The sequence below is a fragment of the Clostridium septicum genome (genome assembly GCF_003606265.1).
GTDB lineage: Bacteria > Bacillota > Clostridia > Clostridiales > Clostridiaceae > Clostridium > Clostridium septicum.
In genome coordinates, this window is the sequence record NZ_CP023671.1 from 3,083,032 (window position 1) to 3,104,257 (window position 21,226).

Consider the following 21,226-nt stretch of genomic DNA (forward strand, 5'->3'; position numbering starts at 1 on the left):
AGTGAAAACGAAAAAAGAGGGGGAAAAACATGAAAGCAAAAGGCAAAGGTAAAGGCAAAAGCTTAATAATATTTTTACTCTGTGTAATTGCTATATTTTCTTTAGCATTTGCAGGCTTTAAGGGTTTTAAAATTGCGGGATGGGAGTTTAAGTCATTCGATAAAGTTATAACCAAAGGATTAGATCTACAAGGTGGAGTTTCTGTATTAATGGAAATACAGGATGAAAATTCTTCAAGAGATGACCTTGAAAAAACAAGACAATTATTAGAGCTTAGAGTTAATAAGTTAGGAGTTGCTGAAACCACTGTAGCAACAGAGGGAGAAAAAAGAATAAGAGTAGACATTCCAGGGAAATTTGACTCAAATGAAATTGTTGATAGTTTGGGTAAAACAGGAAATCTAACATTTAAAGATCCAAGTGGAAATGTAGTTTTAACAGGAAAAGATGTTAAAGAAGCTACAGCAATGTTAGATCATCAAACTAATAAACCTGTAGTTTCGCTTAAGTTAAATGAAGAAGGTCAAAAGAAATTTGCAGATGCAACTTCAAAAAATATAGGAAAACAGATATCAATATCAATGGATGAAGAAGTGATTTCAAGTCCAACAGTACAAAATGCTATTACAGATGGAAATGCAATTATAACAGGAAGTTCAACAATTGATGAAGCTAAAAATTTATCTGGACTTATAAATTCAGGTGCACTACCTGTATCAATTAAAGCTGTATCAGTTAATAATGTTGGAGCACAATTAGGATCAGAAGCACTTCCTAATGCTATGAAAGCTGGAGTAGTAGGTATAGCACTAATATTTATATTTATGATAATTTACTATAGAGTACCAGGAATATTATCCTGTATAGCTTTAGTTTTATATACAACATTAGTTCTTTTAATTTTTGCAGAAGTTGGAGCAACTTTGACATTACCAGGTATAGCAGGATTCTTACTTACAATAGGTATGGCAGTAGATGCAAATGTGCTTATATTTGAAAGAATAAGAGAAGAATTAGCAAAAGGAATTAGTATTAAAAGTGCTGTTAAGAAAGGGTTTGAAAATGCCTTATCATCAATTGTAGATTCTAACGTAACTACAATAATAGCAGCATTAGTATTATACTTTATAGGATCAGGAGCTGTTAAGGGTTTTGCTGTAACACTTATGATAGGTATATTAGTAAGTATGTTTACAGCCTTAATAGTTACTAAGCTTTTAGTAAACTTATCAGTTGAAATAGGCCTTTTAAAAGATATTAGACAATTTAGAGTAAAGAGGGGGGCTAAAAATGCTTAAAATAATAGAAAAAAGTAAGATTTGGTTCTCAATTTCATTAATAATAATTTTAATAGGCTTAGGATTTATATTTACAAGAGGTCTAAACTTTGGAATAGATTTCAAGGGTGGAACTAAAGTTGTAATTGAATTAGGAGAAAATTTTAATAAATCAGAAGTTGATGAAATTGTAAAGAAGTATGCAGATGATGCAGTAACAAATGAAGTTGATAAAACTCAATATGAAATAAAGTCTAGAGATTTAGATACTTCTAAAGTAGCAGAATTATTTAAAGAGCTTAAAGAAAAATATAACTTAGAAGATAAGGCATTATTATCACAAGAGGAAATAGGAGCATCTATAGGTAAAGAATTAACAAGAAATTCTATTGTTGCATTAATTATAGCTTGTGGAGCAATGCTTATCTATATAGCATTTAGATTTAAAATGAATTATGGTATAGCAGCTTTATTAGCACTTTTACATGACGTTCTAATTACGTTAAGTATATTTGCAATATTTAATATACCAGTAAATACACCATTTATTGCATCTATATTAACTATAATAGGTTATTCAATAAACGATACTATAGTAATCTTTGATAGAATAAGAGAAAATTCAAAAAATATGAGAAGAGCCCCAGCTATTGAAATTGCAAATAAAAGTTTAACTCAAACTTTAGCTAGATCAATTAATACAACATTAACTACTTTATTTGTAATAGCTTCAGTTAATGTATTTGTACCAACAGTTAGAGAATTCTCATTCCCATTACTTATAGGTATAGCTTTTGGAGCATATTCATCATTATTCATAGCTTCACCAATATGGGTTATATTAAAGAATAGAGAAGAAAAGAAAAAAGAAATGAAAGTGGCATAATTGCTGAAAATATAACTTGATTTATAAACCTCCAAAATTTTTTTGGAGGTTTATTGTTTTTTTCGTAGAAAACATTTGTAATATAGTTAATTTTCAATTATAATATATGTGTTTTCTTAATTTTATGGAGGAGTTTATAATGCGCAAGTTTTGGGAGAGTATTTATAGTCCAAATTACATAACTGGATATAATCCCTTTATACTTAAAGATATGAACAAAGCTATTGAACGAATGGTAGAGGCTATAAATAATAGAAAAAAAATAGTTATTTATGGCGTGCCAAATGTAGATGGGCTATGTGCTATTGCATCATTGAGTTTAGTATTAAGATATTTAAATGCTGACGTTGAGTATATAATTAATGATGATGATTCAAATACTTCTGGAATTACATCTAATGATATAATAAATAATGTTAATTTTTTGGGGGGTCAGCTTCTAATAACTTTGGGGATAGATTTAAATTCAGAAGAAGAACAAATGCTTTGCAAAGATCTTGGTATAGATTTAATTGTTTTGGAAAATAAATTGATAAATATTGATAAAGGATACATATACATAAATCCAAATCAAAAATGCTGTCAATATAGATATAAAAATTTATCTATTAGTGGATTAGCATTTAAATTAATGCAGGCAATTGCAATATATTATAACATAAAAAGCATTAATAAATATTTGGATTTGATTTTAATTGGTGAACAATGGGCAGAAGTACCTTTGAAAGGTGAAAATGCTGTTATATTAAAAGAAGGAAGAAAATTTTTAATTAACACCAATAATCATGGATTAAGATCTATTATGGATTATTATGATATAATAGAAATGGATGAAAAGTGTATTTTAAAGATAATAGAGGTAATAACACCTACTATTAATGCAGTTAGAATGATGGACAATGCTCGTATAATTATTGAGTTATTAACTACAACTAAAAAAGAAAGAGCAGAACAAATAACTAAATATTTAAATAAATCAAAGATAACTATATAATAAAATGCTAGTAAAAATATTAATAAAGTTAATATTTCTACTTACTATAATTATATAGTTTCTAATTTTTAATAATGGAGGATTTGCTATGGATCTAAAAGAAAAAATAAGAATAATTGATGGTTTCCCAAAGGAAGGAATAAGCTTTAAGGATATTACAACTGCAATAGGGGATGGAGAAGCTTTAAAATATTCAATAGATAAAATGGTTGAGCATCTTAAAGATAAAAATATAGATTTAATTGTTGGACCAGAAGCTAGAGGATTTATTTATGGTGTACCGGTAGCATATGCTATGGGAATTGGATTTGTTCCAGTTAGAAAGCCTGGAAAGCTACCAGGAGAAACTGTTTCAGTTGATTATGATTTAGAATATGGTAAGGATACATTACAAATACACAAGGATTCAATAAAGAAAGGCCAAAGAGTAGCTATAGTTGATGATTTATTAGCAACTGGTGGAACAATAGAGGCTGTTGCAAAGCTTGTTGAAATAGCTGGTGGAGAAGTTGTATCTTTAGAATTTGCAATAGAATTAACAGACTTAAAAGGTAGAGATAAGTTAAAGGGCTATGATGTTATGTCATTAGTTCAATATGATATCTAAATTTATTGAAAATAGTAATTAAATATTATATAATAGAAACAATAGGATGGCTGGTTTTTTAAACCAGCCATTGATTTTAGAATTTAATGAGGCAAAAGGAGAGTTAATCCTAATGATTGAGAATCTATTACAAAAAATTGAAGAAAATTGTAATAATATAGATATTGAAGTTATAAAAAAGGCACATGATTTGGCTACAGAGGCACATAAGGAACAAAAGAGAGAATCAGGAGAGCCTTATGTAATTCACCCTATAGATGTTGCTTGTATTTTAGCAGAAATGGGAATGGATACAAGTACTATCGTAGCGGGATTACTCCATGATGTTATTGAAGATACTCATTATACATACGAAGATATAAGTGAAATGTTTAGTGAAGAGGTTGCAAATTTAGTTCAAGGAGTAACTAAATTAGGAAAAATAGAATATAAAACTAAAGAAGAGCAACAAGCGGATAACGTTAGAAAAATGTTGTTAGCTATGGCAAAGGATATAAGAGTTATAATAATTAAACTTGCTGATAGATTACATAATATGAGAACTTTAAAATTTATGCCTAAGGAAAAACAAAAGCAAAAAGCAAAGGAAACTTTAGATATATATGCTCCACTAGCTCATAGACTTGGTATATCAAAGATAAAATGGGAATTAGAAGATTTATCTTTAAGGTATATGCATGAAGAAGAATATTATGAGTTAGTTAAACAAATAGCAGAAAAAAGAGTTGAAAGAGAAACTTACATAGCAAATATAACTAAATATTTATATGAAAAGCTTGAGGATTCAGGAGTAGATTCTGATATTGAAGGAAGACCTAAGCATTTTTATAGCATATATAAAAAAATGGTTAATAAAAATAAAAGCATAGAACAAATATTTGATCTTACAGCTATTAGAATATTAGTTAATTCTGTTAAAGATTGTTATGGAGTTTTAGGTATTGTTCATACAATTTATAAACCTATACCAGGAAGGTTTAAAGATTATATAGCAATGCCTAAACCTAACATGTATCAATCATTACATACAACTGTAATAGGACCACAAGGAAAAACCTTTGAAATACAAATTAGAACTTTTGAAATGCATAAAACAGCTGAATATGGTATAGCAGCTCATTGGAAGTATAAAGAAGGGGATAATGGTGAGGACAAAGAAAAGAATTTAGAGAATAAATTAGCATGGCTTAGGGAAATGCTTGAATGGCAGAAAGAAACATCAGATGCTGAGGAGTTTATAGAAGGGTTTAAAATAGATTTATTTGCAGATGAAATATTTTTATTTACACCAAAAGGCGTGGTTATAAATCTTCAAAATGGCGCAACACCAATAGATTTTGCTTATAGAATACATACGGACATAGGAAATAAATGTGTAGGAGCAAAAGTAAATGGTAAAATAGTCCCTCTTGATTATAAGCTTAAGACAGGAGAGATAGTAGAGGTACTTACTTCTAATTCTGCTAAAGGTCCTAATATGGATTGGTTAAATATTGCTAAAAGTAATCAAGCAAAAAGTAAAATAAGACAGTGGTTTAAGAAGGTTAAAAAAGAAGAGAATATAGATAAAGGAAAAGAAGTATTTGAGAAAGAGTTAAAAAAACAAGGAGTTGTGTACTCAGAAATAGCAAAGGGAGACACTTATGAAAAATTATTAAAGAAATATAATATTCATAATATGGAGGATCTTTATGCTAGTATAGGAATAGGTCAAATAACAGCTTCTGCATTTATAGTAAGATTAAAAGAAGAAAATATTCCAGATAAAGATAAGCATTTACAGGAAAATGTAAATAAAACAATAGATGATCATATTTCCAAAAGTGATAGAAAAATCCCAGTTAATACTTATGGAGTTACAGTAAAGGGGCTTAACAATATTATGGTGAGGTTTGCAAAATGTTGTAATCCAGTACCGGGAGACGAAATATTAGGATATATAACTAAAGGCAGAGGAGTTTCAGTACATAGGGCAGATTGTAGTAATTTAAAGGCTTTGGTAAACTATGATGAGGAAAAAGTAGTTGAAGTTACTTGGGGAAAGGCTAAAGGGGCTGCTTATGTTGCAGAAATTCAAGTAAAGGCAGAAGATAGAATAGGTATATTATCAGATATTATGATGATAATAACAGATGCTAACTTACCTCTTAATGCGTTAAATGCAAAATCATCTAAGGCAAATGTAGCAATAGTTAATATAAAAGTTAAAATAGATTCAGTAGAACAGTTAAAAGAACTTATGAGAAAAATAAGAAGATTAAAAGGCGTAATGGATGTTTATAGAATGAATAACTAAAGGATGTGAATAAATGAGGGCTGTGGTACAAAGAGTTTCATCATCTAAGGTTGTAGTAGATGACTCTGTTATAGGATCAATAGGAAGAGGAGTTAATGTACTTATTGGTATATCAAAAGAAGATACTGAGGAAGATTTAATATATATAAGAGATAAGGTTATAAACCTAAGAATATTTGAAGATGAGAATTCAAAAATGAACTTATCACTATTAGATATAAAGGGTGAAATATTGGCAATTTCTCAATTTACCCTATATGGTGATTGTAGAAAAGGTAGAAGACCTAATTTTATGAATGCAGAAGGTGGCGAAAGAGCCAAAGAGTTATATAATAGATTTATAGAGTTACTTAAAGAGTCAAAATTAAAAGTAGAAACAGGGGAATTTGGGGCTGATATGAAGGTTGATATACAAAATGATGGGCCAGTTACTCTACTTTTAGAAAGTAAAAGAAATTTTTAATTTGGAGGCATAATATGATAATAAAGACGATTCCAGCAGGTAGTTTACAAGCAAATTGTTATATAGTTATGGATGAAGATACTAAAGAAGCTGTGGTTATGGATCCAGGTGGAGATTCAGATTGGATAATAAAAACAATAGAGTCTATAGGTGCAAAAATAAAGTATATTTTATTAACTCACGCACATGCAGATCATGATGGTGGAGTAGTTGATTTAAAGAAAAAATATGATGTTCCTGTATACATGAATAAAGCAGAAGAGGAATATATGGAAAAAGACAATTTTGTTTTTGGAAGGATTCCTAAATTTTATAGTTTTATTAATGATGGAGATATATTGAAAATAGGATCTTTAGAAATAAAGTGTTTGCATACTCCAGGACATACAAAGGGTGGAATGTGTTTCTTAATAGAAGATAAGGTATTTACAGGAGATACTTTATTTCAAGGTTCAATAGGAAGAACGGATTTTTCAGGTGGAGACTTTAATGAAATAATAAAAAGTATAAATGATAAACTTTTAGTTCTTCCTAATAATGTAGAAGTATATCCAGGACATGGGCCTAAATCTACAATTATATTTGAAAAGATGAGAAACCCATTTTTAGCATAAGGAGAAGTAATGGAAGTAAAAATATCATTAAATGATTTAAAATATAGATATGATGTTTATCAAATGTTTAATATTTATTTTCCTCTTCATGAACTTAAATTTGTAGATGATGGAGAATATATAGTAAATATAGATATTGAAAATATAGAATTTAAGTTTAAAGGGTTTTATAACAAAATACAAATTTCAGAAAATATAAAAGAAGATATAAAAAGATTAATTTTTTTAAGTTTAAAGGAGCTAACAGGGGTTCATTACCCATGGGGAATACTTGTGGGTATAAGACCTTCTAAAATAGCATTAAAATATCTTCAAGAAGGAAAAAGTGAAGACGAAATTATAGAAATATTTAAAGTGAAGCATTTAGCATCTGAAGAAAAAGCAAAGTTATGTATTGAGGTTGCAAAGAAAGAAGAAAAGTTTGTAAATAAGAAAGAAAAAAATATTTCAGTTTACATAGGAATGGCATTTTGTCCAACTAGATGTTTTTATTGTTCTTTTGCAGCAAATCCTATTGGTGGAAATAAAAAACTAGTTCCAACTTATTTAGAGTCTTTAACATATGAAATAAGAGAAATGAAAAAATATGTTGAATCAAGAAAACTTAATATAGAAACAGTTTATTTTGGAGGAGGAACTCCAACATCTGTTAATAACGAAGAATTTGAAAATATAATGAAAGAAATTTACAATGCTTTCATTCAAGGGAAAAATGTAGTAGAATTTACAGTGGAGTGTGGAAGACCTGATAGCATAACAGAAGAAAAGTTACTTACTATGAAGAAATATAATACTACAAGAATTAGTATAAATCCTCAAACAATGAATGATGAAACATTAAGTATGATTGGAAGAGGTCATACTTCAAGTGATGTAATTGAAAAATTTAATTTAGCTAGAGAATTAGGATTTAAAGATATAAATATGGATATGATTATAGGACTTCCAGGGGAAGGCTTGAAAGAAGCAAAGCATACAGCTAATGAAATTTTAAAACTTTCTCCAGATAGTTTAACAGTTCATGGCTTATCTTTAAAAAGAGCTTCAATACTTTATGAGAATTTTATTTTAAAGAAAGGAATTCAAATAAAGGAGCAAGTTGAACTAGCTTCTATGTATGAAGAAAGTAGAACTTTAGCTAAGGAATTAAGCTTAGAACCATATTATATGTATAGACAAAAAAATATGGTTGGAAATATGGAGAATTTAGGATATTCAAAAGTTTCAAAAGAATGTATATATAACATTCAAATGATTGAAGATAAGCAAACTATAATAGCACTTGGTGCAGATGCTGTATCAAAAGTTGTTTTTTTAGAGGAAAATAGAATTGAGCGATTTGCTAACATTAAAGACGTTAGAGAATATACATCAAGAATAAAAGAAATGGTAGAGGGAAAACAAAAATTATTAGATTCTCTTTACTTAAAATAGGAGGCGAAATTAATGGAAATTAAGGCACCTAAGGGTACTAAAGATATGTTGCCTCAGGATGCATATAAATGGCATTTTGTTGAGGAAACATTTAAAAATACGGCTAAGTTTTATGGGATGAGAGAAATCAGAACTCCTATATTTGAACATACAGAGTTATTTTTAAGAGGTGTAGGTGATACTACAGATATAGTTCAAAAGGAAATGTACACTTTCAATGATAAAGGTAATAGAAGTATTACATTAAAGCCAGAAGGAACTGCACCTATAGTTAGAGCTTTTATAGAAAATAGATTATTTAATGAAGCTCAACCAACAAAGCTTTATTATTCAATACCATGCTTTAGATATGAAAATGTACAAAAGGGTAGACTAAGACAATTCCACCAAGTAGGTACAGAAGTATTTGGTTCAAAGGAACCTTCAATGGATGCAGAAGTAATAGCTTTTGCTATGAATGTATTAAAGAATTTAGGGTTAAATAGCTTAAGTTTAAATATAAATAATTTAGGATGCCCAAAGTGTAGACCAAATTATAATGAGGCATTAAAGAAGTATTTAAAAGAAAACTATGATAGTTTATGTCCTTTGTGTAAAACAAGATTTGAAAAGAATCCAATGAGAATTTTAGACTGTAAAGAAAAGAAATGTAATGAAATCACAAAGAATGCTCCAATAATATTAGATTATATGTGTGAAGAATGTAATACTCACTTTACAGATGTAAAAAAATACTTAGACGCATTAGAAGTTTCATACACTGTTGATCCTGGTATAGTAAGAGGTTTAGATTATTATACAAAAACAATTTTTGAAATATTAAATGATGATTTTACAGTATGTGGTGGCGGAAGATATGATAGACTAATTGAAGAACTTGGAGGTCCAGAAATGCCTTCAGTTGGATTTGCCATGGGAGTTGAAAGACTTATTATGACACTTGAAAATGAAGGAATAGATATTCCAAATGAAAATCTATTTGATCTTTATATAGGGGCTAGAGGTGATGAAGCAAAACTTGCTGCATTTACTATTGCTAATAAATTAAGAAACTTTAACATTAAAACAGAAGTAAATCATATGGGAAGAAGTGTTAAAGCTGAAATGAAATATGCAAATAAAATTGGGGCTTTATTTACTACAATTTTAGGTGAAGATGAGCTTCAAAATAAAACTATTAAGCTTAAGAGAATGAGCGATGGTGAACAATTTGAAGTTGATTTAGACAATATAGAAGAAATAGCTAAAGTGCTAAAATAGCAAGGAGGAATTTATAATGGGTGAGTCTTTAGGTGGCTTAAAAAGAACCATGATGTGTGGAGATGTTAGAGAATCTAATGTTTCACAAAAAATAACACTTATGGGATGGGTTCAAAGAAATAGAAAATTAGGAGGTCTTCAATTTATAGACCTTAGAGATAGAGCTGGAATAATGCAAATAGTTTTTGGTGAAGAAATTAATGCAGAAGCTTTTGAAAAGGCTAAAACTGTAAAACCAGAATTTTGTATTGCAGTTACAGGTGAAGTTGTTTTAAGAGAAGCTCCAAATAAAAATATGGAGACAGGTCTTGTAGAACTTAAGTGTGAAAGTATAAAAATTCTTTCAGAATCAGATACTCCACCAATATATATTAAGGAAGATTTAGATGCAGCAGAAAATATAAGACTTAAATACAGATATTTAGATCTTAGAAGACCAGATATGCAAAGAATATTTATGATAAGAAACAGAACTACTAAGGCTGTTAGAGATTATCTAGATAATACTGGGTTCTTAGAAGTTGAAACACCAATGCTTACTAAGAGTACTCCAGAAGGCGCTAGAGATTACTTAGTACCATCAAGAAATTATCCAGGAATGTTTTATGCGTTACCACAATCACCACAAATATTCAAGCAATTATTAATGGTGTCAGGTTTTGATAAATACTATCAAATAGTAAAATGCTTCAGAGATGAAGATTTAAGAGCAAATAGACAACCAGAATTTACTCAAATAGATTTAGAAATGAGCTTTGTTGAAGAAGACGATGTTATGGCTTTAAATGAAGGGTTAGTAGCTCATGTGTTTAAAGAAGTAGCAGGAGTAGATGTTAAACTTCCAATTAGAAGAATGGAATTTAAAGAAGCTATGGAAAAATACGGTTCAGATAAACCAGATCTAAGATTTGGAATGGAAATTACAGATTTATCTGAAGTAGTAACTAATGTTGATTTTAAAGTGTTTAGTGATGCTTTAGCTAATGGAGGTTCTGTAAGAGCTCTTTGTGTAAAGGGTGGAGCTTCTATGGGTAGAAAGGATATAGATAGATTAGGTGAATTTGTTAAGACATTTAAGGCTAAAGGGTTAGCTTGGATAGCTCTTAAAGAAGAAGGAATAAAATCACCAATAGCTAAATTCTTAAAAGAAGAAGAAATGAATTCTATAATAGAAACTATGTCTGCAGAAACTGGAGATATAATCTTAATAGTTGCTGATAAAAATTCAGTAGTATTCCAAAGCTTAGGACAATTAAGATTAGAATTAGCTAAAAAGTTAGATTTAATTAAAGATAAGAATGAATTTAACTTCTGTTGGATTACGGAATTCCCATTATTTGAATATGATGAAGAAGAAGGAAGATATCATGCAGCACATCATCCATTTACATCACCAATGGATGAGGATTTAGATATGTTAGAAACTGATCCAGGTAAGGTTAGATCAAAAGCATATGATTTAGTATTAAATGGAGAAGAGTTAGGTGGAGGTTCAATAAGAATTCATAATTCAAAATTACAAGAAAGAATGTTTAAAGCATTAGGATTTACAGAAGAATCAGCTAAAGAAAGATTTGGATTCTTAATAGATGCATTTAAATTTGGCCCACCACCACATGGAGGATTGGCATTTGGATTAGATAGAATGATAATGTTCTTAGCTGGAACAGAAAACATAAAGGACGTTATAGCATTCCCTAAAAACCAAAATGCTTATTGCTACTTAAGTGAAGCACCAAATATAGTTGATGAAAAACAACTTGAAGAATTAGGTTTAGATATAAAAGTTAAAGAAGAAGAATAAATATAAAAAAGATATAGGAAAATTTCCTATATCTTTTTCTCTAGCTATTAAATTTAATAACTTAAATCTAAAAGTCTTCCTTTATTTTTTAGATGTCTAATTAACTTATCAGGATTATTCATAATTTGATCATTTGGCATATCTATTGAATTTAACATTTTTATTGCTAAATCAAAATTACCTATAAGAGAGCCAAAGTGTGCATCAGAACTTAAAATAATCTTATTGCCATATTTTTTACAAAGTAAAGCGATTTCTTTGCATATAATATCGCTTCCTTTTCTAGATTTTCCAAGTAAAGAGCTATTATTTATTTCAATCATTATATCTTTTTCTAGAGCCTTCTTTAATATTTTTTTGTAATCTAATTCATAATTTGGATTACCAAGATGTCCTAAGATTTCTATTTCTTTATAATTATCCATTACTTTTAAAACAGCATTTGTATTTTCCTCTTTCGATTTAGGGGGAAAACAGGCTTCATGTAAAGAAGCAATTAAATAATCTAATTGAGCAGATGATGTAGTTTTTATATCTAGGTTACCATTAGAGTCTATAATATTAGCCTCACAACCTTTTAAAATAATTACATCATTTATAGTTCTAGGTAAAACACGTAAATTATGAAAATACCATATGTGAGGAGCACCAGGCATGGCTGGACCATGCTCAGATGTTCCAAGAATTTTAATACCTTTTTTAGTGCAAAAATTAACATTTTCTAAAAGAGTGCTGTAAGCATGTCCGCTTATTATAGTATGTGTATGTAAATCAACTGAATAATTCATATAACAACATCCTTTCTTAAAATTTTAGTATATCAATCTAATGTATAGACTATTAGCATGTAAATTATTATTTTAATAAATATAGAAATACAATTAATAGTTGTAGGAATATTATAAAGGGTATTCCAAATGTGAATTTAATATGATGAGTCTTATGTCTAAAAATATGCATACTAATATATTCACCTACGCTACCACCTAATATTGCTATTAAAACTAAGTTATTTTCACTTATTCGCCATTGTTTTTTTATAGCCTTTTGTTTATCTATAAACATTATAATAAAAGCAAATAAATTTATTGTTATAAAATAAATTTTTAATATATTATACATTTAATATCTCCTATAATATTATTATACACATATTATAAAATAATTTTATGATATTTCAAAGTATATTAAAATGTAGTGTATAAATGTTTATAAAGCTACGTTTAAGTAAATCATTTTGATATAATAGTTTATAGATATAATTAAAAATTAAGGGAGTTGTGGATTTTGATTAGTAAATCACTAGATATATTAGAAAAGTTTTACGGATATAAAAACTTTAGAAAAGGACAAGAAGAGATAATTAATACTATATTAAATAATGAGGATGTATTAGCAATAATGCCTACTGGTGGAGGAAAATCTATATGCTATCAACTCCCAGGCTTAATGTTAGATGGAATTACTATTGTTATATCTCCTTTAATATCATTAATGAAAGATCAAGTAGATGCAATAAAAGAAATGGGGATTAATGGAGTTTATATAAATAGTTCATTAAGTACAGTAGAGTTTAATTCTATAATAGATGGAATATCAAATAATAAATATAAAATAATATATATAGCTCCTGAAAGATTAGATTCAAATGAATTTATAACAGCAGTAACACAAAATAATATTAGTCAAGTAGCAATAGATGAGGCGCATTGTGTATCACAATGGGGCCATGATTTTAGATCAAGTTATAGAAGAATATCAAATTTTATAAATAAATTACCTATGAGACCAATAGTATCGGCATTTACAGCAACTGCAACCACTGAAGTAAAAGAAGATATTATAAAATTATTAAACCTTAAAAATCCTAAAATATTTATAACAGGATTTGATAGAGAAAACTTAACTATAAATATAATAAAATCAGGAACTAAGAAAAATTACTTAATAAATTATATAGAAAATAATAAAGAACAATCAGGAATAATCTATGCAGCTACAAGAAAAGAAGTTGATAGTATTTATGATGAATTAAACAACAGAGGATATTGTATTGGTAGATACCATGCAGGATTATCAGATGAAGTTAGAAAACAAAATCAAGATGATTTTATTCATGATAGAGTAAATATAATTGTTGCAACAAATGCCTTTGGAATGGGGATAGATAAACCTAATATAAGATATGTAGTTCATTATAATATGCCTAAAAGTATAGAAGGTTATTATCAAGAAATAGGTAGAGCGGGTAGAGATGGAGAAAAAAGTGAATGTATATTATTATTTACTCCTGGAGATGTTCAAATTCAAAAATATTTAATTGAAATGAGTGTAGAAAATCCAGAAAGAAAAATGAGTCAATATGAAAAACTACAGCAAATGGTTGATTTCGTTTATAGTAATGGTTGTTTAAGAAAGTATATATTAAATTATTTTGGAGATAGAAAGGAAGAAAAGTGCAATAATTGTAGTAATTGTTTAGATAAAGGAGAAGTTATAGATAAAACAATAGATGCACAGAAGGTTCTCTCTTGTATTTATAGAATGAAAAGAAGCTTTGGAAGTACAATGGTTGTAGATGTACTTAGAGGATCAAAAAATAGAAAAGTAATTCAATTTGGCTTTGATAGTTTATCTACTTATGGGATAATGAAAGATTATTCTAGTGATGATCTTAAAACTTTTATAAATACTTTAGTTGCTCAAGGGTATTTAGATTTAGTTCAAGGAACATATCCAACATTAAAACTTAACAGTTTATCTATGAAGGTATTAAAAAGTGAAAAAGAAGTTAAATTAAAAGAATTTAAGATAGAAAGAAGAATTAAAGATACTAATAATTTATTTGAGATTTTAAAAGAATTAAGATTAAATATTTCAAGAGAAGAAAACTTACCACCTTACATTATTTTTGGGGATGGAACCTTAAAAGAAATGAGTATTAAATATCCTACTACAAAAGAAGAAATGCTTAAGATATCAGGGGTAGGAGAAGGAAAGTATCAAAAATATGGACTTTATTTTAGAGAGGAAATAGAAAAATATATAAAAGAAAATAATATAGATATTAATAAAATAGAAATTATAGAAAATGATGTATCGGATTTACCTTTTGAGGTAACTTCAGATAATGAATTATTAAAAAGGTTAATAAATCTAAGAAATGATTTTGCTAAAAAAGAAGCAGTTCCTATACAAAAAATAATATCTAAAAATACCCTTAAAGAAATAAGTGGAAGATATCCTTTAACTATCGAAGAATTAAAAGATATAGGTGGAATAGGTCCTAAAAAAATAGGGTTATATGGAGAAGAAATCATACTTCAAGTTAATAAATATGTTGAAGAGAATAATATAAAAACTAATTGGGTTCATAAAAAGAGAAGAAAGCTAATTATTGATGGAGAAATAAGAAGTAATGAGGAGATAGCATTAGATAGCTTAAAAGAGGGGAAATCATTAGAGGATATTTCAGAGGATATAGAAATATCTATATCAACTATATTAGGATATGTAACAGATTATATAAAAGAAACAGGAGATATTAGTTTTAATTTGAATCTTAAAGAGTACTATAATGAGAGAGATAGAGAAGCAATAGTTAAATCTTGTAATAAAAATGGATATGATAAGGTAAGCTTAATAAAAAAACAATTGCCAGATACGATAAAATATGAAGCAATTAGATCAGTTATTTTAGAAGAGTATTTTAACGTATCTTAAAATATTAGAATTTAGAAAATGTATTAGATAAATCATAAACATATACTAAGTAAAATAAGGTTCCTCAAATGAGTAACCTTATTTTAATAAAGTAATATTATATAGTTTTTTATTTTATCAAACTATATAATATTTTATAAAATATAATTCTATTATATTTAAAGATTTAATAATTAAAGTGCTAGTTTATAGATTTCAATGGCATCTTCATATTTTATTTCAACGAAATTTCCAACATGACCATTTAGTTCAACTAACTTTTTAGCCATTTCACTAAAATGTTCATTATTTATATTTATTTCTTTAAGAGTAGTTTTTAATCCTAATTCTTTAAAGAAATCTTCAAGTTTTTTTATTCCTAAAAGAACAGTTTCTTCAGGATTGTTTAAATTTATATCTATATTAAAAACTCTATTTGCAAATTGAGCAAATCTATTTATATCATGTTTATATACGTATTTCATCCAAGCTGGGAATATAATGGCTAATCCAGCACCGTGAGGTATATCATATATTCCACTTAATTCATGCTCTATATCATGACTTGCCCAATCTCCAATTCTGCCCATACTTAATGAATCATTATGTGCTATCATACCAGAAAGCATTATTTCAGCTCTAGAATTATAATCATTTAAATTATTGATAACTCTTAAGCCGTTATCTATAATAGATTTCATTGTAGCTTCACATAGTCTATCAGTTAAATCTACGTTAGGTTCATTAGTAAAATATCTTTCCATAACATGAGCTAACATATCAGCTATACCACAAGCAGTTTGATATTTAGATAAAGTAAAAGTAAGTTCTGGATTCATTATAGAAAATATAGGTCTTAATGTAGGATGTCCTGTGCTTTTTTTATACCATCCTTCTTCGTTAGTTATTACAGTACCAGAACTAGTTTCACTACCAGCTGCAGGTATAGTAAGTATTGTAGCAAGATTTAAACATTTGTGATTTATAGGAGTATCCATAAATAAATCCCATACATCTTTAGAATAATTTACTCCAGCAGCAATTGCTTTTGCAGAATCAATAACACTACCACCACCAACAGCTAGTATAAAATCTAAATTATTGTCTCGGCAAATGTTAATACCTTTTCTTACTAGTGAAACTCTAGGATTAGGTTTAACACCAGAAAGCTCTATAAATTCGATTCCTTCTTCATTTAAGGAATTTACAATCTTTTCATATAATCCTGTAGTTTTTATACTACCCCCGCCATAGTGGAGTAATATTTTATTAGAGTATTTTTTTATTTCTTTTCCTATTTTAAGTTCTGTATCTTTTCCAAATATTAATTTAGTACCATTTTTATAATTAAAATTTTTCATAAAAGATAACCTCCAATATTATATTTAATAATATAATACAGTAGCCAGTAAATGTTTTCAACATACTATTATAAATAAATAAGATATTCATAATATTAAAGTTGAATAATTATCTAAATAAATGGTAAAATATAAATACCTTGTATAGGTATTTATATTGGAGGGAAAGTAATGTTTGAAGAAAATGAAAAATTAAGAAAAGATATTATAAATAGATTAAAAAGAATAGAAGGTCAAGTAAAAGGAATTCAAGGAATGATGGAGAAAAATGTTTGCTGTGGAGATATACTTATACAAATCTCAGCTATTAGATCCGCCATAAATAAAGTTGGAGGACTTACTATAGAGCATTATGCTAATAATTGTTTAGGTATAGAAGAGGATAGTGCACAACAAGAAAATTTGAAAAAGTTAATAAAAACAATTAATACATTTGTTAAATAAAAAGGTAAGGTAATATCTTACCTTTTTTATTTTTATATAAATTTTTAGCAGATTGTTATTATTTTATGTAAATTAAGAATCCTTCAATAAAAATACAATATTTTATAAAATCTATAAAAAGTACAGTATAAATGGAAAAAATTCACTATAAGTATTATGAGGGAAAATTTACAATATATAGTGTAAACGATATTAATAAATAAAGTTAGCAAAAAAATCTAGGGGTAAAGGGGAGCATGTTATTATGGCTAAAAGAAGTATTAGAAAAAAAAGACATTCACAAACAATGGCATATGTAATTACATTTGCTATTGGAACATCATTTATTTCGGGATACACAGTACCAGTAAGAGCAGAATTAGTGGAAGGTCAAGAAATAGCAAATAATTATGTAGCAAGAGATTCACTTCAACCTATAGGAAATGCATATAGTATTAAAACTTTGCTAGAATGGACTCCAGAAAGTGATGAGGCAGTAAGGTATAATAGAGCAACTGTAAAGCTAAAGGATAGATTTACAGGACCAGTTGTTAATGAAAATGCCAATCCAAATGCTAAAATAATGAATTGTGCTTTAACAAATCCTCAAACAGATAATGCACCATCGCAAGGTGGATATACAGAAAATGCATATGTATTTTCTTATTGGCAATACATTGATTCCTATGTTTACTGGGGAGGGTCTGCAAAGGGGATATTTGTTCCACCTACAGCCGATGTAATAGATGTTGGACATAAAAATGGTGTGCCAGTACTTGGAACGGTAGGATTTCCATGGGGATCAAGTGCCGGAGGTGAATATGTCAAACAAGTAAGAGAGTTCTTATTTAAAAATGAAGATGGAAGTTTTCCGGTTGCTGATAAAATGATTGAAATGGCTCGTTTTTATGGATTTGATGGTTGGTTTATCAATCAAGAGAGTTATGGATGTAGTAAAACAGATGCAGATCTTATGGTAGAATTCTTCACATACATGCATGAAAAGGATCCTAATATAAGAATTGGATGGTATGATTCAATGACAACAGATGGACCTGTTAGTTATCAAAATGCATTAAATCATAGAAATGTTGGTTTCTTTCAAAACAATGGCAAAAGAGTAATTGATGAATTCTTTTTAAATTATAACTGGGGTATTAATGAAGTTAATACAAGTGTAGAAACTGCAAAGTCAGTAGGGAGAAGTCAATATGATGTCTATGCAGGAGTGGAAGTTCAACAAAATGCATATAATGATAATTTTCCAGTTCAAAATTTATTAGATGCTGAAGGAAAACTTAAGTTATCTTTGGCTATGTACTGTCCAAATTCAACTTTTTCTATGTCAAAAGATATACTAGATTTTTATAAGCATGATCAAAAGTTTTGGGTAGGTCCAACCGGGGACCCTTCAAAAACAGATACAAGTGAAAGATGGGTTGGGCTTGCAAATTATGTTGCAGATAAATCAGCTATCAATAAATTACCGTTTGTAACTAATTTTAATTTAGGACATGGTATATCTTATTATATAGATGGAAATTTATCAAGAAATAAAGAATGGAATAATAGAGCACTTCAGGATTATTTACCAACATGGAGATGGATTGTAGAGTCTAATGGATCTAAATTGATTCCAGAATTTGATAGAAGTGATGCGTATAATGGAGGAAGCTCATTGATGGTTAATGGTAATCTAGAAGCTGCTAATCCAAATCATATTAAATTATATAGTACTAATTTGGAAATTAATAATGAAAATACAGAAATATCTATTACCTATAAGACACCTTTAAATAAGAATAATATGAAAATTGGATTATGTTTTGGTGATGATTATGATGAGTCAAGCTTTACTTTTTTAGAGGTTAAAGATGGAAGTAAAGGAGAATGGACTACATCTAAAATATCATTAAAAGATTATGTTGGACAAAAAATATCAGCAATATCATTAAAGTTTGAAAGTCAAGAAGATATAAATGATTTTAAAATAAATATAGGAAATATATCAATAAAAGAAAATAGTGAAAAAACTATTCTTCCAGCTCCTAATAAAGTAGTATTAGATGATCAGCTTCTTCATAATGCTAAAAATGCAGAAGCAAGAATATATTGGGATGATGTACAAAATGCAGAATTTTACGAAATTTATCGAGTAAAACCAGATGGAAATAAGGAGTTTGTAGGAGCAACTTATAATAATTCATATTATATACCACCATTTGATAGATATGAAAATGAATCAGAATTTAATTTTGAGGTAGTTGGAGTTGATAAGAATTTCAATAGGGGAGAAGCTCAAACATTAAAGTTTAAATGGAGTATTCCAGCAGATTCAACAGAGGTACCTAACAAGGAGCAGCCTATTAATCTTGCATTAAATAAAAATGTGAAAGCAAGTTCACAAAATGCAGGAGAACCTGCAATAAAAGCTGTAGATGGAACTGTTGAAAATAATAGTAAGTGGTGTACAACAACAGGAATGTATGGTGGTTGGTTAGAAGTAGATTTAGGTGAAGAAAAAACAATACAAAGATGGGTCACAATGCATGGAGAGGCTGGTGGAGAAGCTAAAGATACAAATACTAAGGATTTTAGATTACAAGTTTTAGATAAGAATGGGGAATTTAAAGATGTAGATGTTGTAAGAGATAATGAGGAAGGAATAGTAGATAGAAATCTAAAAGAACCTGTAACGGGACAAGTGTTTAGATTATATATAGATCATCCGGGAATTAGTCCTTGGGCAGCTATAAGAATATATGAATTCCAATTATTTAAAGATAGCTATACACCAACAACTGATAATATACCAATGAATACTGTAAAAGCTACAAATAATATTGGAGCAAATGATGAGGTTCTATTTAGAAATGTTCCTAGGGGATATGAAGTTTTATTATATAAGAATATAAAGGACACAGAACCATTTGTTAAGAAAGTATCAGAGGGGGGAGAAGTTAGATTTACAGGATTAGATTTTGGAGAGGAGGAAGGAAGAGTATATTTCGCAACTAAGCAAGATGGTAAAGAGCAAAGTATTAAATTAAGTGTTTCTTATGATAATGAAAATTGGGATGTAACTAAAATACCAAATAATTTTACTATTTCTAAGTATGAAATAAATGGAAGATCATCTATTTTAAATTCATATTATGCTACTCTAGACATAGGGGATTTAAAGCCAGGAGATATAGTAAACTACTATAAAAATATAGATGATGAATTTCCAACTAAAGTAAGTATTCCAGTATTAGATAATAAAACGTCAACGGTATTACAACCACTTATATTAAATAATTCTGGAGGAGATATAATACTTCAAGTTAAAAGACAAGGAATGAAAGCAACACCTAGATTTAAAGTTTCATATAAAGATACTGGAGAATCATCATCTAAGGGGAATTTAGATATAATTGTTAAATCAAATTCTAATATTCCTGTTAATGAAGGCGTTTTTGAAGTTATAAAAGATGGAGAAGTAGTAGAAAATATAACTACTGATAATTTAGGTAAAGGAAAAGTAGAACTAGATCCAGGAGTATATTCAATAATATATACAGGGAATTTAGATGATTATAAAGTAAATGATTATTTACAAGAAGTTGAAATAGAAAAACCTTTTGATTCTGTTGTTAAGAATTTTAATTTAGAAAAGTTAGATAATGAGAATGAAGAAAAACCACAACCACCACAAGAAGAGATTCCAACTATAAAACCTGATAATGAAAAAGAACAAAGTGATAAAAATATAATTGATTCAGGAAAAAAAGATGAAAATAAGAAGAATAAAGAAGTAAAAAGCAAAGGAATTCTTCCTAAAACAGGAGGAACAGCAAGTGGAGCAGTATTAGGAATTGCAGGATTATTAACTTCTTTAGGGGTATTAATAGCAAGAAAGAAAAAATAAGGACAATAAAAATAGAGGCTATCATGCCTCTATTTCTATTTCTTAGTAAATAACATTAATATTTATATATTGGTTAATAAACTACAAGAAATGAATGGGATATTAATTTATTAAATTTTAAAATATATACTACAAAATAAAATGGACAGGGATATACCTGTCCATTTTAAATATCTAAAGTATAAAGATTATAAT

16 protein-coding genes are annotated in these 21,226 nt (G+C 28.2%); 13 read left to right on the top strand and 3 right to left on the bottom strand.

What is annotated here, in order from left to right; all coding sequences use genetic code 11:
- Positions 1 to 29 precede the first annotated feature (29 nt).
- From secD to aspS, 10 genes are all read left to right on the top strand, one after another.
- Positions 30 to 1,298 carry a protein translocase subunit SecD gene (secD, locus tag CP523_RS14225; RefSeq protein ID WP_066678515.1) on the top strand — a complete coding sequence of 423 codons (1,269 nt, stop codon included), beginning with the start codon at positions 30 to 32 and terminating at the stop codon, positions 1,296 to 1,298.
- Entirely contained in the window at positions 1,291 to 2,163 is an 873-nt protein-coding gene (gene secF / locus CP523_RS14230; protein ID WP_066678511.1) for a protein translocase subunit SecF, read from the top strand. The genes secD and secF overlap by 8 nt, the downstream gene beginning before the upstream one ends.
- Positions 2,164 to 2,302: 139 nt before the next feature.
- Positions 2,303 to 3,157 (top strand): DHH family phosphoesterase, encoded by an 855-nt coding sequence (locus CP523_RS14235; RefSeq protein ID WP_066678508.1) that lies wholly within the window; start codon positions 2,303 to 2,305, stop codon positions 3,155 to 3,157.
- 88 nt (positions 3,158 to 3,245) lie between these two features.
- The gene (locus CP523_RS14240; protein WP_066678506.1) at positions 3,246 to 3,764 is read left to right on the top strand and encodes an adenine phosphoribosyltransferase; all 519 of its coding nucleotides are present in this window, start codon (positions 3,246 to 3,248) and stop codon (positions 3,762 to 3,764) included.
- Between the two features lie 112 nt (positions 3,765 to 3,876).
- A complete protein-coding gene (locus tag CP523_RS14245; protein ID WP_066678505.1) occupies positions 3,877 to 6,060 on the top strand; it encodes a RelA/SpoT family protein in 2,184 nt (727 codons plus the stop codon).
- A 13-nt stretch (positions 6,061 to 6,073) separates the two neighbouring features.
- A complete protein-coding gene (dtd, locus tag CP523_RS14250) occupies positions 6,074 to 6,523 on the top strand; it encodes a D-aminoacyl-tRNA deacylase (protein ID WP_066678503.1) in 450 nt (149 codons plus the stop codon).
- A gap of 14 nt (positions 6,524 to 6,537) precedes the next feature.
- Positions 6,538 to 7,137: an MBL fold metallo-hydrolase gene (locus CP523_RS14255; RefSeq protein WP_066678499.1), complete on the top strand. Its 600-nt coding sequence runs from the start codon at positions 6,538 to 6,540 to the stop codon at positions 7,135 to 7,137.
- 9 nt (positions 7,138 to 7,146) lie between these two features.
- Complete coding sequence (locus CP523_RS14260) at positions 7,147 to 8,571, top strand: coproporphyrinogen III oxidase (RefSeq protein WP_066678497.1); 1,425 nt, start codon at positions 7,147 to 7,149, stop codon at positions 8,569 to 8,571.
- 12 nt (positions 8,572 to 8,583) lie between these two features.
- Positions 8,584 to 9,831, top strand: a complete 1,248-nt coding sequence (gene hisS / locus CP523_RS14265) for a histidine--tRNA ligase (protein WP_066678495.1) — start codon at positions 8,584 to 8,586, stop codon at positions 9,829 to 9,831.
- Positions 9,832 to 9,847: 16 nt separating this feature from the next.
- On the top strand, positions 9,848 to 11,635 hold the full coding sequence (gene aspS / locus CP523_RS14270; protein WP_066678489.1) for an aspartate--tRNA ligase: 1,788 nt from the start codon (positions 9,848 to 9,850) through the stop codon (positions 11,633 to 11,635).
- Positions 11,636 to 11,688: 53 nt separating this feature from the next.
- Here the strand turns inward: aspS and CP523_RS14275 are convergent, their stop codons facing one another.
- Both CP523_RS14275 and CP523_RS14280 read right to left on the bottom strand, forming a co-directional pair.
- The gene (locus CP523_RS14275; protein WP_066678487.1) at positions 11,689 to 12,423 is read right to left on the bottom strand and encodes a PHP domain-containing protein; all 735 of its coding nucleotides are present in this window, start codon (positions 12,421 to 12,423) and stop codon (positions 11,689 to 11,691) included.
- A 67-nt stretch (positions 12,424 to 12,490) separates the two neighbouring features.
- The gene (locus CP523_RS14280; protein ID WP_066678485.1) at positions 12,491 to 12,757 is read right to left on the bottom strand and encodes a DUF1294 domain-containing protein; all 267 of its coding nucleotides are present in this window, start codon (positions 12,755 to 12,757) and stop codon (positions 12,491 to 12,493) included.
- A 165-nt stretch (positions 12,758 to 12,922) separates the two neighbouring features.
- Between CP523_RS14280 and recQ the strand changes: the two genes are divergently transcribed.
- On the top strand, positions 12,923 to 15,358 hold the full coding sequence (gene recQ, locus CP523_RS14285; protein WP_120140983.1) for a DNA helicase RecQ: 2,436 nt from the start codon (positions 12,923 to 12,925) through the stop codon (positions 15,356 to 15,358).
- Positions 15,359 to 15,531: 173 nt separating this feature from the next.
- Here recQ and CP523_RS14290 read toward each other — a convergent pair whose 3' ends face one another.
- The gene (locus CP523_RS14290; RefSeq protein WP_066676760.1) at positions 15,532 to 16,698 is read right to left on the bottom strand and encodes an iron-containing alcohol dehydrogenase; all 1,167 of its coding nucleotides are present in this window, start codon (positions 16,696 to 16,698) and stop codon (positions 15,532 to 15,534) included.
- A gap of 171 nt (positions 16,699 to 16,869) precedes the next feature.
- On the opposite strand from CP523_RS14290, the gene CP523_RS14295 reads away from it, so the two are divergent.
- Positions 16,870 to 17,142, top strand: a complete 273-nt coding sequence (locus tag CP523_RS14295; protein ID WP_066676762.1) for a metal-sensitive transcriptional regulator — start codon at positions 16,870 to 16,872, stop codon at positions 17,140 to 17,142.
- A 244-nt stretch (positions 17,143 to 17,386) separates the two neighbouring features.
- On the top strand, positions 17,387 to 21,031 hold the full coding sequence (locus CP523_RS14300; protein WP_120140984.1) for an endo-beta-N-acetylglucosaminidase: 3,645 nt from the start codon (positions 17,387 to 17,389) through the stop codon (positions 21,029 to 21,031).
- Positions 21,032 to 21,226: the final 195 nt, after the last annotated feature.

Coding starts and splice junctions, on each gene's coding strand:
- secD (WP_066678515.1), top strand. CDS start 30: ATGAAAGCAAAAGGCAAAGGTAAAGGCAAAAGCTTAATAATATTTTTA.
- secF (WP_066678511.1), top strand. CDS start 1,291: ATGCTTAAAATAATAGAAAAAAGTAAGATTTGGTTCTCAATTTCATTA.
- CP523_RS14235 (WP_066678508.1), top strand. CDS start 2,303: ATGCGCAAGTTTTGGGAGAGTATTTATAGTCCAAATTACATAACTGGA.
- CP523_RS14240 (WP_066678506.1), top strand. CDS start 3,246: ATGGATCTAAAAGAAAAAATAAGAATAATTGATGGTTTCCCAAAGGAA.
- CP523_RS14245 (WP_066678505.1), top strand. CDS start 3,877: ATGATTGAGAATCTATTACAAAAAATTGAAGAAAATTGTAATAATATA.
- dtd (WP_066678503.1), top strand. CDS start 6,074: ATGAGGGCTGTGGTACAAAGAGTTTCATCATCTAAGGTTGTAGTAGAT.
- CP523_RS14255 (WP_066678499.1), top strand. CDS start 6,538: ATGATAATAAAGACGATTCCAGCAGGTAGTTTACAAGCAAATTGTTAT.
- CP523_RS14260 (WP_066678497.1), top strand. CDS start 7,147: ATGGAAGTAAAAATATCATTAAATGATTTAAAATATAGATATGATGTT.
- hisS (WP_066678495.1), top strand. CDS start 8,584: ATGGAAATTAAGGCACCTAAGGGTACTAAAGATATGTTGCCTCAGGAT.
- aspS (WP_066678489.1), top strand. CDS start 9,848: ATGGGTGAGTCTTTAGGTGGCTTAAAAAGAACCATGATGTGTGGAGAT.
- CP523_RS14275 (WP_066678487.1), bottom strand. CDS start 12,423: ATGAATTATTCAGTTGATTTACATACACATACTATAATAAGCGGACAT.
- CP523_RS14280 (WP_066678485.1), bottom strand. CDS start 12,757: ATGTATAATATATTAAAAATTTATTTTATAACAATAAATTTATTTGCT.
- CP523_RS14290 (WP_066676760.1), bottom strand. CDS start 16,698: ATGAAAAATTTTAATTATAAAAATGGTACTAAATTAATATTTGGAAAA.
- CP523_RS14295 (WP_066676762.1), top strand. CDS start 16,870: ATGTTTGAAGAAAATGAAAAATTAAGAAAAGATATTATAAATAGATTA.
- CP523_RS14300 (WP_120140984.1), top strand. CDS start 17,387: ATGGCTAAAAGAAGTATTAGAAAAAAAAGACATTCACAAACAATGGCA.